A 13,043-nucleotide genomic window follows, 5' to 3' on the forward strand; every position below is an offset into this window, starting at 1 on the left:
ATAAAATGGCAGAATAGTGGATCACGCCCATTTAAGCTATTGGATGAGAGAAGTGAAAATCTTAGTTGATGAAAATATGCCTTATGCTGAGCGACTCTTCCAGCAATTAGGTGAAGTGCAGGCAATTCCGGGGCGCCCAGTGCCTGAGGGAATTTTGGAACATGCTGATGCCTTTATGGTTCGATCGATCACTAAAGTCAATGAATCTTTATTGCAAGGCAGTTCGGTGAAATTTGTTGGAACTGCCACTGCGGGAATGGATCATGTTGATCAGCAATGGCTATTTCAGGCAGGGATTGGTTTTTCCGCCGCTCCTGGATGTAACGCCATTGCCGTGGTTGAGTATGTATTCTCGGCATTAATGTTATTGGCTGAGCAAGATCAATTTCAGCTTAAAGATAAAACTGTCGGTATTGTCGGTGTTGGCAATGTCGGAGGGCGATTAGCTGATCGCCTGGCGGCTTTGGGCGTGAAGACGTTATTATGCGATCCCCCCCGTGCAGATCGTGGTGATGAGGGGGAGTTTTGGCCTTTAGAAAAATTAGTGCAAGAAGCGGATATTCTGACTTTTCATACACCTCTTAATCACTCTGGCCCATACCAGACTTATCATTTGGCTGATGCAGAATTACTTTCTGCATTACCGGACAACCGTATTTTGATTAATGCCAGCCGTGGTGAGGTGGTTGATAATCAAGCGTTACTTTCCGCGCTGCAAAATGGGAAAAAGTTACGTGTAGTGCTTGATGTTTGGGAACCAGAGCCTAACCTTTCTCTACCCCTGTTAGCTTTGGCTGATATTGCGACTCCACATATTGCTGGCTATACCTTGGAAGGCAAAGCACGGGGTACAACTCAGGTTTTTGAGGCCTATTGTGAGTTCCTGAGGCAACCTCGTAAGACACAGTTGGCTGATCTGTTGCCGACACCAGATTTCAGTCAGGTCACAGTGCAGGGGGAAGTGACTCAAAGTCTCCTCAAGCGTTTAATGCATTTAGTGTATGATGTGCGCCGTGATGATGCGCCCTTACGTCAAGTTGCGGATCAGGAAGGTGCTTTTGATCGATTACGCAAATACTATCCAGAACGTCGGGAATGGTCTTCCCTGACCGTACATTGTGACTCAGAAGAGAGTGCTCAATTACTGTCCAGAATTGGGTTTAATGCAAAAGTGATTTAATACAGGCAGGGATCCTTGCCTGTCAGCAAAATAAAAGAAGTGGAGAGAACCAACATGTCAGAAGGTTGGAATATTGCGCTCTTGGGTGCAACGGGTGCAGTAGGTGAAGCGATATTGGCGTTATTACAGGAACGCCAATTTCCGGTTGGTGAACTGTATCTTCTTGCCAGTGAACAAAGTGTTGGAAAGATCCAGCGTTTTAACGGAAAAAACATCACGGTTCGTGATGCGGCAGAATTTGATTGGTCACAGGTACAACTCGCCTTTTTTGCCGCGACGATGGAAGTAACCGCACAACATATTGAAAAAGCAACAGAATCTGGTTGCCTGGTGATTGACAGCAGCGGCTTGTTTGCAGCAGAGCCAGATGTGCCTTTGGTTGTTCCTGGCGTTAACCCCTATGCATTGGCTGAATATCGTAACCGTAACATCATTGCTGTGGCAGATAGTTCAACGAGCCAGGTTTTGACTGCCATTAAGCCATTGATCGATACGGCTGGCATTGCCCGTTTACATTTGACCAATATATTGCCAGTTTCTGTTTATGGTAAAACAGCTATTGATGAACTGGCAGGGCAGAGTGCGCGTTTATTAAATGGCATTCCACCGGATGAAGGCCGTTTCAGCAAACAATTAGCTTTCAATTTATTGCCTTTATTGCCTGATGCAGAAGGTGTGGTGCGCGAAGAGCGTCGTATTGTCGATCAAATTCGCAGAGTATTGCAGGATGAAGGATTGCCAGTTTCCGTAAACTGTGTCCAATCTTCGGTTTTCTATGGCATTGCCCAGATGGTGAATTTGGAGACATTGCGTCCGGTTGGCATAGAAGAAGCCCGTAGTGAATTTGAACGCCTTGACGATATTCAGGTTTCAGAAGAGGGTGATTATCCGACTCAGGTCACTGATGCTTCGGGCAGTGATAGTTTGAGCATAGGCTGTCTGCGCAATGACTATGGTATGCCAGAGATGCTGCAATTCTGGTCAGTTGCCGATAACATCCGTTTTAGCGGCGCCTTAATGGCAGTTGAAATCGCAGAAAAACTAATGCAGGAGCAATTTTACTGATGTCTGATACAGAGCTGAGTCAGTCTGTGCCAGAGGCAAAAAAAGTGAAAATTGCACTGGGGATTGAATATGACGGCAGTCGATATTATGGTTGGCAGCGTCAGCAAGAAGTGAAAAGCGTACAGGAATGCCTGGAAAAAGCACTGTCGAAAGTAGCGAATGAGTCGATTTCAGTTTTTTGTGCGGGTAGAACGGATGCAGGAGTACATGCGACTGGGCAGGTCGTGCATTTTGAAACCTCGGCTCAACGTAAAGATGCTGCATGGACAATGGGGGTAAATACCCATTTGCCACCAGATATTGCAGTACGTTGGGTTAAAACGGTGGATGATGAATTCCATGCCCGTTTTAGTGCAACTGCTCGCCGTTATCGCTATGTGATTTTTAACCATCGCTATCGTCCAGCGGTATTGGCGCACGGCGTCACGCATTTTCATTATCCATTGGATGAGAAAAAAATGCATGAAGCGGCACAGAGCCTGTTGGGAGAAAATGACTTTACCTCTTTCCGGGCAGTGCAGTGCCAGTCCAATTCACCGTGGCGCAATGTGATGCATGTTAACGTTAGTCGATACGGGCATTATATTGTTGTGGACATTAAGGCGAATGCTTTCGTTCATCACATGGTACGCAATATCGTTGGCAGCTTACTGGAGATTGGTTGCGGTAACCAGGATATTGGCTGGATGGCTGAACTATTGGAGTTAAAAGACAGGACAAAAGCGGCAGCAACTGCTAAGGCTGAAGGTTTATATTTAGTTGCTGTGGATTATCCTGAGCGTTTTGGTTTACCTGAACCCATTATGGGGCCTCTGTTTTTGGAAAATGATTAGTTTCTGATAAATCATTTAATCTGACATTTTCGAATAGTGACAGGGATGTTTGGTCATAACGAGGAATATTATGGAGTTTTTGACTCATTTTGTTGATTTTGCGAAATTCATTGTCGATTTTATCTTACACATTGATGCTCATTTAGCTGAACTGGTTGCTAGTTATGGTGATTGGGTTTATGGCATCCTATTTCTGATTATATTTTGTGAAACAGGCTTGGTAGTCACGCCATTTTTGCCAGGAGACTCCTTGCTGTTCGTGGCTGGAGCACTGTCTGCATTAGATTCCAATGATCTGAATGTACACATTATGGTGGCTTTAATGATTACGGCCGCGATTATTGGTGATGCTATCAACTATACCATTGGCAGAATTTTTGGTGAGAAATTATTCTCCAATCCAAATTCAAAGATTTTTCGCCGCAGTTATTTAGATAAGACCCATGAGTTTTATGAAAAACATGGTGGAAAAGCAATAATTTTGGCTCGGTTTGTGCCAATTGTTAGAACGTTTGCACCGTTTGTTGCAGGAATGGGGAAAATGTCTTACCGCCACTTTGCTGCTTATAATGTAATTGGTGCATTTATCTGGGTGCTATTATTCACTTATGCCGGTTATTTATTTGGTGATATGCCCGTTATACAGCAGAATCTGAAATTATTGATTGTCGCAATTATTTTTATTTCTATTCTGCCCGGCATCATAGAAATTTGGCGTCATCGTCGTGCTGCATCGAAAAAAGCAGCAGGAAGTAGTAGATAGATAAATAGAAGATAGATAAATCGATAACCGTAAACAGGTTTGAGCAGTTTTTTATCCACACTGCGATGGCATTGTGGTTTAATGGCACGTAAAACAAAAGCTGGCAGCAGCCAGATTCAGACGGAAAGGTTCATTAATGAGCTGGATTGAAAAGATTCTAAACAAAAGCAAAATTATACAAACTCGTAAGGCAAGCATACCTGAAGGAGTTTGGACAAAATGCGACAGTTGCAGTCAGGTACTTTATCGTGCTGAATTAGAGCGTAACCTTGAAGTGTGTCCAAAGTGTGACCACCATATGCGTATTTCAGCCCGTAAGAGATTGCATTCATTTTTGGATGAAGGTATTGGCACGGAATTAGGCAGTGAGCTGGAACCCAAAGATATCCTGAAATTCCGCGATACCAAAAAATATAAAGATCGCTTAGTTGTAGCCCAGAAGCAGACACAAGAAAAAGATGCACTCATCGTCATGAAAGGTAAGCTGCATGATATGCCAGTTGTGGCCGGTGCTTTTGAGTTCAATTTTATGGCTGGCTCAATGGGGTCTGTGGTTGGCGCTCGTTTTGTGCGTGCTGTTGAACAGGCTCTGGAAGATAACTGTCCATTTATCTGTTTTGCCACCAGTGGTGGGGCACGTATGCAGGAAGCGTTGATGTCACTGATGCAGATGGCAAAAACCAGTGCTGCGCTGGCAAAAATGCAGCATCGTGGTTTGCCTTATATCTGTGTGTTGACCCACCCAACAATGGGTGGAGTAACGGCAAGTCTGGGGATGCTGGGTGATATCAATATCGCTGAGCCTAAAGCATTGATTGGCTTTGCGGGTCCTCGTGTTATCGAGCAGACTGTGCGTGAAAAACTACCGGAAGGTTTCCAGCGCAGCGAATTTCTGTTGGGGAAAGGTGCGATTGATATGATCGTGCGTCGTCCAGACATGCGCGATAAAGTTGCCAGCCTACTTGCAATGTTGACTCACAAACCCCATCCGGGCACAAAAGCAGAGACGGTAGAAGCAATCGTTGTTGAATCTGCTGATGTCGAAGCTGATATAAACATCAATCCTAATAAAGAAGATGTCTGATATTTCACAAATTCCTCAAGTCACGTCACCACTGATGACGTGGCTTTCCTATCTGGGAAACCTGCATACCAAAGCCATTGATATGGGGCTTGAGCGTGTGGGTAAGCTAGGTCGTCAGTTAGGCTTATTGAATCCGGCACTAAAAGTTATCACGGTATCAGGCACCAATGGCAAGGGAACCACTTGCCATACCCTGGAATCTATTTTTCTGGCTGCCGGGCTTAAAGTCGGTGTGTACAGTTCCCCGCACTTAGTACGCTACACCGAAAGGGTGCGTATTCAGGGGAAAGAACCCGCGGAACAAGACTTTTGCCGGGTATTTGCTGCGATTGAAGCTCAGCGTGGCGACATCTCATTAACCTATTTTGAATATGGGACGTTGGCAGCATTACAGCTTTTTAAAGAAGCGGAGCTTGATGTTGTAATTTTGGAAGTTGGGCTGGGTGGACGTTTGGATGCCACCAATATCGTTGATGCCGATATTGCCGCAATCACCAGTATTGCACTGGATCATACGGATTGGTTGGGCGCAGATCGCGAACACATTGGCCGTGAAAAAGCGGGTATTTTCCGCCGTGGACACTTTGCGGTGGTGGGTGAATATGATATGCCTCACTCAATTGCTGAAGTTGCGGATGAATTGGGTGCGAAGCTCTTTCGTTGTGGCTTTGATTGGCATTTCTCACAGAATGAAAATAGCTGGAACTGGCTAAGCGGTAATCAGCAATTCAATGAATTACCTTTACCTAATTTGCCATTGGCAAATGCCGCGACTGCAATGGGGGTGATTCATTGCTTGTTGCAGCAGGATGACAAAATCAGCCGAGCCATTGATGAACAAGCAATCTGTGAAGGGCTAAGAAATGCGCAATTACCAGGGCGTTTCCAAATTATCAGGGAAAATCCGTTGGTCATTTTGGATGTGGCTCATAATCCACATGCTGCGGGCTATCTAGTGCAAAAACTGGCAGAACTACCTCGCTTACCAGACAGTAAGATTCGTGGTGTAGTTGGTATGTTGGGAGATAAAGACATTGCAGGTACACTTGCTTGCCTTTCTCAACAGATTGATGAATGGTATTGCGCATCGTTGCATGAATTGAGGGGAGCAGAGGCCGAAGAACTGTCTGGACATCTTGTGCAGGCTCGGACTCGGACATTCTCCGAAGTCAAAACAGCCTGGCAGCAGGCAATAGAAGACGCATCGGTGCAAGATATTATTGTGGTTTGTGGCTCTTTCCACACTGTCGCACATGTTATGGAAGCACTGGAGGAGGGCAAGGAAAGTGGCCAGTAAATTCCAAAATCGCTTGGTTGGTGCCATTGCTCTTGTCGCATTGGGCGTGATTGTTCTGCCTATGATCTTTGATGGTGATAAGAAATATAACGAAGATCAATTTGCTTCGATTCCTTTGGTGCCAAAACCTGGCGATGAAGAAGATGTTGACTCGATCCCACCATTGACACAAAACATGCCATCTACACCGCCCGAAGGTGCTGCACAAGCAATGCAATCACAGGAGCAAGAGCCAGATATAGACATGTTGTCCAGGCCATCGCCTTCAGAGCCAATAACAGCACCTCCTGTCACTGTTACTCAAGCTCCTAAAACAGCAGTGGAACCTGAGTCATCTCCTCAACAAAAAGCGGAAACTAAGCCACAGGTTAAACCTGAACCTCGCGTTGAAAGCAAGCCGGAAACTAAAAAGCCAACAGAACAGCCTCCTCAGGCAACAGCATATGTTGTTCAGCTTGGTGCATTAAAAAATGCGGATAAGGTTGACGAAATAGTGGCAAGGCTGCGTCTTTCTGGGCATCAGGTATATACAGTTCCTTCTTCACCGATACAGGGACAATTAACTCGGATCTATGTAGGGCCGAATGCATCAAGGCAGACATTGGAATCTGTTTTGTCCGAATTGAAGGAACTTACAGGGTTACAAGGGCAGATCAAAAACTATCAGCCATAATTCGATTGGCCTTTATGAGGAGTGTGAAGCGCATAAGGGTTAATTTTCAGTAGAGTGATGAATCTACTACGCAAACGTTTTCGTTTTCTGTTAGAATGCGCCCGACTTGAATGTCGGGAGCCTGTTTTTGGATTAAAATATGGTCTGGATTGATTATACGATTATTGCCATTATTGGTTTCTCGGCACTGGTTAGCTTGATTCGTGGTTTTGTTCGCGAAGCGCTCTCCCTGATAACGTGGGGCTGTGCTTTCTTTGTTGCAAGCCACTTCTATACTTACTTGGCGGCCTATTTGACCCGCCTTGAAGATGAACTGGTGCGCAATGGGGTAGCGATTGCTATCCTATTTATTGCAACACTGATTGTTGGCGCGGTAGTAAACTATGTCATTGGTTCACTTGTTCAGCGAACGGGCCTGTCAGGTACTGATCGGGTTCTGGGGATCTGCTTTGGGGCTTTGCGTGGTGTCTTGGTGGTCTCTGCTATTTTGTTTATTGCGGACTCTTTCACGCCACTGCCCAAAAGTCAGGATTGGCAACAATCACAACTGATCCCACAGTTTAGTCAAATTATCAGGTGGTTTTTTGACTACCTACAAAATGCGTCGAGTTTCCTGCCGGAGAGATAACGCTCTCCGCTTGGCTGATGAGGAAAGGCTACATGTGCGGTATTGTCGGTATCGTCGGTTTTACACCGGTTAACCAGTCGATTTATGATGCATTGACGGTGCTTCAGCACCGTGGACAAGATGCAGCAGGTATTGCAACTATTGATGGTAACAATGGGTTTCGTTTACGTAAGGCTAATGGCTTAGTCAAGGATGTGTTTGAAACACGGCACATGTTACGTTTACAGGGAACCGTCGGAATTGGGCATGTCCGTTATCCTACGGCGGGCAGTTCCAGTGCATCTGAGGCGCAGCCCTTTTATGTGAATTCTCCTTTTGGTATCACGTTGGCACATAACGGCAATCTGACAAACGCACATGAATTGAAAAAAATGCTGTTTGAAAATGCCCGCCGTCATGTCAACACAACCTCAGATTCCGAAATTCTACTGAATATTTTTGCCAATGAATTATCCCAATTTCCACATTTCCCATTAGAGCCTGATGATGTTTTCTCAGCAGTCTCAAAAATGCACAAAAAAATTCGTGGAGCTTACGCTTGTGTTGCCATGATTATTGGGCATGGAGTGGTGGCTTTTCGTGATCCACATGGCATTCGTCCTCTGGTGTTGGGAAAGAAAACACTGGAAGATGGTCGCAATGAATACATGGTGGCATCGGAAAGTGTGGCGCTGGATACATTGGGTTTTGAGTTCCTGCGTGATGTGGCTTCTGGGGAAGCGATTTATATCACTGAAAACGGGCAACTGTTTACTCGCCAGTGCGCAGAAAATCCGTCATTAACACCTTGTTTGTTTGAATTTGTCTATTTCGCTCGCCCGGATTCCTTTATTGACAAGGTTTCGGTATATAATGCACGGTTGCGGATGGGGCGAAAATTAGGGGAAAAAATTGCTCGTGAATGGGAAGACTTACATATTGATGTCGTTATTCCCGTGCCGGAAACCTCTTGTGATATCGCCCTGGAAATCGCCCATATTCTGGATAAGCCCTATCGTCAGGGATTTGTTAAAAACCGTTATGTAGGGCGTACCTTTATCATGCCTGGTCAGCAGGAGAGACGTAAATCCGTTCGTCGTAAACTGAATGCTAATCGCGCTGAATTCCGGGGTAAAAATGTCTTACTGGTGGATGATTCCATTGTGCGTGGAACCACTTCTGAACAGATTGTTGAACTGGCACGTGAAGCGGGAGCCAAGAAAGTCTACTTTGCTTCGGCAGCACCAGAAGTTCGCTTCCCGAATGTTTATGGTATTGATATGCCGAATGCCAATGAACTGATTGCCCACGGCCGAGAAGTGGATGAAATTCGTCAGATCATTGGTGCTGATGCGCTGATATACCAAAACCTTCACGATCTTGTCCAGGCGGTCAGGGAAGAAAACCCTGATATTGAAAAATTCGAATGTTCCGTATTCGATGGTATCTATGTCACAAAAGATATTGACCAGTGTTACCTCGACTATCTGGAAAATCTACGTAAAGACGATGCCATGAAAGTGCGTGGACAGGGCGAAATAGAGAATCTGGAAATATATAATGAAGGATAATATTATTATCATGTAGTTATAGCCAGAATCCCAGAGGAAAACATGAAGAAATTGATTGTCGGGCTGACCGGAGCGAGTGGTGCGATTTATGGCGTCAGGTTGCTGCAAGTTTTGCGGCCAATAGAAGGCATTGAAACGCATTTAGTGATCAGTCAATCAGCTCGGCAGACTCTGGCATTGGAGACGGACTATACGTTGCGAGATGTACAAGCTTTGGCAGATGTTGTACATGACAATCGTGATATTGCCGCATCCATTTCCTCTGGCTCTTTTAAGACATTGGGTATGGTGATTTTGCCTTGCTCCATAAAAACCCTATCAGGAATTGTGCATAGTTACACTGACGGCTTAATTACCCGTGCTGCAGATGTTGTTTTGAAAGAGAAGCGCAAACTCGTGTTAGGAGTGAGGGAAACCCCCTTGCACTTGGGGCACTTGAGGTTAATGGTGCAGGCCGCCGAAATTGGGGCGGTGATCATGCCACCAGTTCCCGCATTTTATCATCGTCCTGAACATATTCAGGATATCATCGACCAGACGGTTAACCGTGTGCTTGATCAATTTGATATTGACTTGCCAGAAGATCTGTTTAGCCGTTGGCAGGGCGCTAAACCCATTGAGTGTGGCATTTAAGTGAATCAATATGCTGTTGTGAATAAACCACAACAGCATATTGTTAATGACCTTATTCTTATTCTGAATGTATCAGATTAGCAAACATTGTCCTTTTCCTTCATTACATCTTGCAAGGCTTCTTCCAATTGAAAATAACGGAAACCAAATCCAGCTTCTTCCAGTTTTTTGGGAATGGCTTGTTGACCACCTAAGACTAACTCTGCGGCTTCTCCCATCATTGCTTTTAACACAAATGCAGGAATGCGTATAAACGCAGGACGATGTAATACAGTGGCGAGCGTGGCACTAAACAGCTCATTATGAACCGGATAAGGAGATGTCATATTAAAGGGGCCATATAGCTCAGGTGATATCAGCAGGTAATAGATCCCATTGACCATGTCGTCAATGTGTATCCATGGCATATACTGCTTGCCATTGCCGATTGCTCCCCCTAACCCCAGCCGAAATAGTGGCAGCATTTTTTGCAACGCCCCTCCTTTGGGAGCTAATACAATGCCTGTACGTAACAAACATACACGGGTTTTATCACTTTGGGCTTGTAGAGCAAGCTGCTCCCAGCGTTCACAAAGCTGATGGGCAAATTCATTGTGAGGAAGCTCGTTTTCAGTAACGACTGATTGTCCCTGATCGCCATAATAGCCAACGGCTGAACCGGAAATAAATACAGATGGCGGAGGTTCACTGGCCTTGATTAGCTTGCTCAATTGTTCAGTGATCTGCCAGCGGCTTTGACAAAGTTTCTCTTTTTGTTTCGGTGTCCATCGTCTATTGATAATAGGCTCGCCAGCAAGATTGATAACAGCATCAAAGCCATCAAGATCATGTTGGTCATTTAGCGTTGTCCAACATTCAACGCGATCAGAAAACAGTGAATACACCTTTTGTGGTGAACGACTTAAAATGGTGATGGAATGGGAGAGAGAAATCAACTGACAGGTTAAGCGATGACCAATTAACCCTGTTCCCCCTGTAATTAAGATACGCATAGCCACCCCCTGTAACAAAAGATAATTGTGTATTGACTATAACAAGGGATGACTTAAGTAGCAGCGAAATATGCTGCTAACTGTTATCAATATCAAGTTTTATGGTGAAAAGTATCGTCATCAGATGAATTTCTTACATATATGGAGTTAAGCTTCCTTATAGGCTGTTTGTGTCGCAGGGCGTTGGCTGATCTTATCCAGCCATTTAGCAACCGCCGGATAATCCTGTAGGTCGATTTTTTGGTATTCATAGCATCTCGCCCACGGATAAGTGGCAATATCTGCGATGCTGTATTCGTTTCCTCCGAGATAAGCCGTTTTTTCCAGTTGAGTATTTAGCACCTTGTATAAACGTTTTGATTCTTCCACATATCGATTAATGGCATAGGGTACAACTTCTGGAGCATAGTGGTTGAAATGGTGATTTTGACCGAGCATTGGGCCAAAGCCGGCAACTTGCCAAAACAGCCATTGCAATTGTTCGGTACGTTCACGTAAGTCTTTGCTTAATAACTGGCCTGTTTTGTTTGCCAGATAAAGTAAAATGGCCCCCGATTCGAAGATAGAGATAGGCTCTCCCCCATTGGCGGGTCGATGATCAACAATAGCTGGGATTTTGTTATTGGGTGAAATGGCAAGAAATTCAGGTTTGAATTGTTCGCCAGTACTGATATTGATGGGGTAGGTAGTGTAAGGAATACCGGCTTCCTCAAGAAAAAGGGTGATTTTATAGCCATTTGGGGTTGGAGCATAGTATAGATCTATCATATAACCTCCAGCAATAATAACTTTCTGAAAAATGTAGCGATGTTACCTTACCATCGTTTGTTTATAAATGTTATAAATTTACTGCAAAAAGTAACATGCGACTCATTGATAAAAGGTTTTTAGAATGATGCAAGAAAAATCAGCCAATATTGAATGGATTGACATCGTCAATGAAGGAAATGAAGTCATTGCGCAATCGACTCGTCAGCAGATGAGAGCGCAAAATTTGAGGCATCGTGCTACTTATATTGTTGTACATGATGGGATGGGCAAAATTCTGGTTCAGCATCGTACAGAAACGAAAGATTTTTATCCGGGAAAACTGGATGCAACGGCAGGCGGTGTTGTGATGGCGGGAGAAACTTTGCTTGAGTCTGCGCGGCGGGAAGCCGAAGAGGAATTGGGAATTGCAGGTGTTCCTTTTGCCGAACATGGGGTTTTTTATTATGAAGAGAACACTTGCCGTATATGGGGTGGTTTGTTCAGTTGTGTCAGTCATGGGCCATTTGCATTGCAGGAAGAAGAAGTCGCCGCAGTTTATTGGTTAACGCCACAAGAGATCACGGCGCGTTGTGATGAATTCACTCAGGATTCACTGAAAGCGCTCTCTTTATGGTTAGCACGTAACAATCAAGTGGAGTAGTTTATCAGGGGGATGTCTATTTACAAAACATACCCCTTTTTTATTGCATGCTTTGTTATTTTATGAAAATTAATAAATATCTAATTTGGTATTCCACTATTATTAATTAAATTTCCCCAGAAAGAATTTAAAATGATAACCATCTATTTTTTCAAACCGTATGTGGGGTGGTTTAGTTGTATCATAAGTAATTATTTCAAGGCCGTGATCATCATGTTTAAAATAGACAGCTCCTTGAGTGACCGGAATATTCTTCTGATCAAATACGACAACGAATGCTACATACTGTAGACCATCTTTGGGAATTAACCCGACTATTTCATAGTCTCCATTTGAATAGCAATCTACGGGATTGGGAATTTTATAGGTTTGAATATGAGCTCTGAATATTTGATCAACACCTGATTCATTAATCAATTTTACCGCGAGTAAATCACGGTTTGCGGGTGATACAATAAATTTTGATAATCCTTGAATATCGCTGATATCTGGTTGGCTTGTATCCCATTCACGGTAAATTTGTCCTGCTTGACTATCATTGCCATGTCGCCAAGCGAATACGATCGAATTTGTTCCAATTTTAACGGAACGAAACTTATCATTTAATGGAGTACCAATTAAATTAACTTCCTGACTATTTTCTGAATATGCATAAATATCCCCGCTATAATTCTTTTCAGTATAGAATATAGCGCCATGAATTAATTTATCTTTAGACATAATGAATTTTTTCCTTATGTTTGATAACTGAGGTGAATAACTAGAATAAAGGAGTGGATTTATATGTCAAGGTGAGGGGTAGCTCTTATGTTGAATCTGGGTTTTAAAAATTATTTATTTAGTTTTGTATTATTTTTGATTAATAAATAACACTGTTTAAATTTGTAATGTTTATTTTTGTTTTGTTTTTATCACTATTTTTTATTTTGATTTC

At 43.7% G+C, this 13,043-nt stretch carries 14 protein-coding genes; 11 read left to right on the forward strand and 3 right to left on the reverse strand.

From position 1 onward, the window contains the following. Positions 1–52: 52 nt before the first annotated feature. The 10 genes from pdxB (at position 53) to Xentx_RS01820 (ending at position 9,706) form a co-directional block, all read left to right on the forward strand. Positions 53–1,180, forward strand: coding sequence for a 4-phosphoerythronate dehydrogenase PdxB (pdxB, locus tag Xentx_RS01775; RefSeq protein ID WP_074018765.1), 1,128 nt, complete (start codon positions 53–55; stop codon positions 1,178–1,180). A 54-nt stretch (positions 1,181–1,234) separates the two neighbouring features. After that, positions 1,235–2,245 (forward strand): aspartate-semialdehyde dehydrogenase, encoded by a 1,011-nt coding sequence (locus Xentx_RS01780; protein ID WP_074018552.1) that lies wholly within the window; start codon positions 1,235–1,237, stop codon positions 2,243–2,245. Next, the gene (truA, locus tag Xentx_RS01785; RefSeq protein WP_074018553.1) at positions 2,245–3,078 is read left to right on the forward strand and encodes a tRNA pseudouridine(38-40) synthase TruA; all 834 of its coding nucleotides are present in this window, start codon (positions 2,245–2,247) and stop codon (positions 3,076–3,078) included. Before Xentx_RS01780 ends, truA begins: the two co-directional genes overlap by 1 nt. A gap of 70 nt (positions 3,079–3,148) precedes the next feature. Next, the gene (locus tag Xentx_RS01790) at positions 3,149–3,841 is read left to right on the forward strand and encodes a DedA family protein (RefSeq protein ID WP_074018554.1); all 693 of its coding nucleotides are present in this window, start codon (positions 3,149–3,151) and stop codon (positions 3,839–3,841) included. Positions 3,842–3,977: 136 nt separating this feature from the next. Beyond that, positions 3,978–4,925 carry an acetyl-CoA carboxylase, carboxyltransferase subunit beta gene (accD, locus tag Xentx_RS01795; protein WP_074018555.1) on the forward strand — a complete coding sequence of 316 codons (948 nt, stop codon included), beginning with the start codon at positions 3,978–3,980 and terminating at the stop codon, positions 4,923–4,925. After that, entirely contained in the window at positions 4,918–6,222 is a 1,305-nt protein-coding gene (gene folC / locus Xentx_RS01800) for a bifunctional tetrahydrofolate synthase/dihydrofolate synthase (protein ID WP_074018556.1), read from the forward strand. Before accD ends, folC begins: the two co-directional genes overlap by 8 nt. Continuing rightward, positions 6,212–6,895, forward strand: a complete 684-nt coding sequence (gene dedD / locus Xentx_RS01805; protein ID WP_074018557.1) for a cell division protein DedD — start codon at positions 6,212–6,214, stop codon at positions 6,893–6,895. The genes folC and dedD overlap by 11 nt, the downstream gene beginning before the upstream one ends. A 139-nt stretch (positions 6,896–7,034) precedes the next feature. Then, positions 7,035–7,523, forward strand: coding sequence for a colicin V production protein (cvpA, locus tag Xentx_RS01810; RefSeq protein WP_074018558.1), 489 nt, complete (start codon positions 7,035–7,037; stop codon positions 7,521–7,523). Between the two features lie 32 nt (positions 7,524–7,555). After that, on the forward strand, positions 7,556–9,073 hold the full coding sequence (purF, locus tag Xentx_RS01815) for an amidophosphoribosyltransferase (RefSeq protein ID WP_074018559.1): 1,518 nt from the start codon (positions 7,556–7,558) through the stop codon (positions 9,071–9,073). Positions 9,074–9,115: 42 nt separating this feature from the next. After that, positions 9,116–9,706 carry a UbiX family flavin prenyltransferase gene (locus Xentx_RS01820; protein WP_074018560.1) on the forward strand — a complete coding sequence of 197 codons (591 nt, stop codon included), beginning with the start codon at positions 9,116–9,118 and terminating at the stop codon, positions 9,704–9,706. A 77-nt stretch (positions 9,707–9,783) separates the two neighbouring features. Here Xentx_RS01820 and Xentx_RS01825 read toward each other — a convergent pair whose 3' ends face one another. Both Xentx_RS01825 and Xentx_RS01830 read right to left on the reverse strand, forming a co-directional pair. Beyond that, positions 9,784–10,698, reverse strand: coding sequence for a TIGR01777 family oxidoreductase (locus tag Xentx_RS01825; RefSeq protein ID WP_074018561.1), 915 nt, complete (start codon positions 10,696–10,698; stop codon positions 9,784–9,786). Between the two features lie 147 nt (positions 10,699–10,845). Continuing rightward, positions 10,846–11,466, reverse strand: coding sequence for a glutathione binding-like protein (locus Xentx_RS01830; RefSeq protein ID WP_074018562.1), 621 nt, complete (start codon positions 11,464–11,466; stop codon positions 10,846–10,848). Between the two features lie 124 nt (positions 11,467–11,590). Here Xentx_RS01830 and yfcD point away from each other — a divergent pair, with 124 nt between their 5' ends. Further along, a complete protein-coding gene (gene yfcD, locus Xentx_RS01835; RefSeq protein WP_074018563.1) occupies positions 11,591–12,109 on the forward strand; it encodes an NUDIX hydrolase YfcD in 519 nt (172 codons plus the stop codon). 102 nt (positions 12,110–12,211) lie between these two features. Here yfcD and Xentx_RS01840 read toward each other — a convergent pair whose 3' ends face one another. Next, on the reverse strand, positions 12,212–12,829 hold the full coding sequence (locus Xentx_RS01840; RefSeq protein ID WP_074018564.1) for a beta/gamma crystallin domain-containing protein: 618 nt from the start codon (positions 12,827–12,829) through the stop codon (positions 12,212–12,214). Positions 12,830–13,043: the final 214 nt, after the last annotated feature.

Origin of the sequence: Xenorhabdus thuongxuanensis (assembly GCF_001908095.1) — a bacterium.
Taxonomy (GTDB): Bacteria; Pseudomonadota; Gammaproteobacteria; order Enterobacterales; family Enterobacteriaceae; genus Xenorhabdus; species Xenorhabdus thuongxuanensis.

What these genes read in the sequence shown, in the direction of transcription:
- Xentx_RS01780 (WP_074018552.1), top strand. Translation starts at nt 1,235, where the DNA reads ATGTCAGAAGGTTGGAATATTGCGCTCTTGGGTGCAACGGGTGCAGTA.
- truA (WP_074018553.1), top strand. Translation starts at nt 2,245, where the DNA reads ATGTCTGATACAGAGCTGAGTCAGTCTGTGCCAGAGGCAAAAAAAGTG.
- Xentx_RS01790 (WP_074018554.1), top strand. Translation starts at nt 3,149, where the DNA reads ATGGAGTTTTTGACTCATTTTGTTGATTTTGCGAAATTCATTGTCGAT.
- accD (WP_074018555.1), top strand. Translation starts at nt 3,978, where the DNA reads ATGAGCTGGATTGAAAAGATTCTAAACAAAAGCAAAATTATACAAACT.
- folC (WP_074018556.1), top strand. Translation starts at nt 4,918, where the DNA reads ATGTCTGATATTTCACAAATTCCTCAAGTCACGTCACCACTGATGACG.
- cvpA (WP_074018558.1), top strand. Translation starts at nt 7,035, where the DNA reads ATGGTCTGGATTGATTATACGATTATTGCCATTATTGGTTTCTCGGCA.
- purF (WP_074018559.1), top strand. Translation starts at nt 7,556, where the DNA reads ATGTGCGGTATTGTCGGTATCGTCGGTTTTACACCGGTTAACCAGTCG.
- Xentx_RS01820 (WP_074018560.1), top strand. Translation starts at nt 9,116, where the DNA reads ATGAAGAAATTGATTGTCGGGCTGACCGGAGCGAGTGGTGCGATTTAT.
- Xentx_RS01825 (WP_074018561.1), bottom strand. Translation starts at nt 10,698, where the DNA reads ATGCGTATCTTAATTACAGGGGGAACAGGGTTAATTGGTCATCGCTTA.
- Xentx_RS01830 (WP_074018562.1), bottom strand. Translation starts at nt 11,466, where the DNA reads ATGATAGATCTATACTATGCTCCAACCCCAAATGGCTATAAAATCACC.
- yfcD (WP_074018563.1), top strand. Translation starts at nt 11,591, where the DNA reads ATGATGCAAGAAAAATCAGCCAATATTGAATGGATTGACATCGTCAAT.
- Xentx_RS01840 (WP_074018564.1), bottom strand. Translation starts at nt 12,829, where the DNA reads ATGTCTAAAGATAAATTAATTCATGGCGCTATATTCTATACTGAAAAG.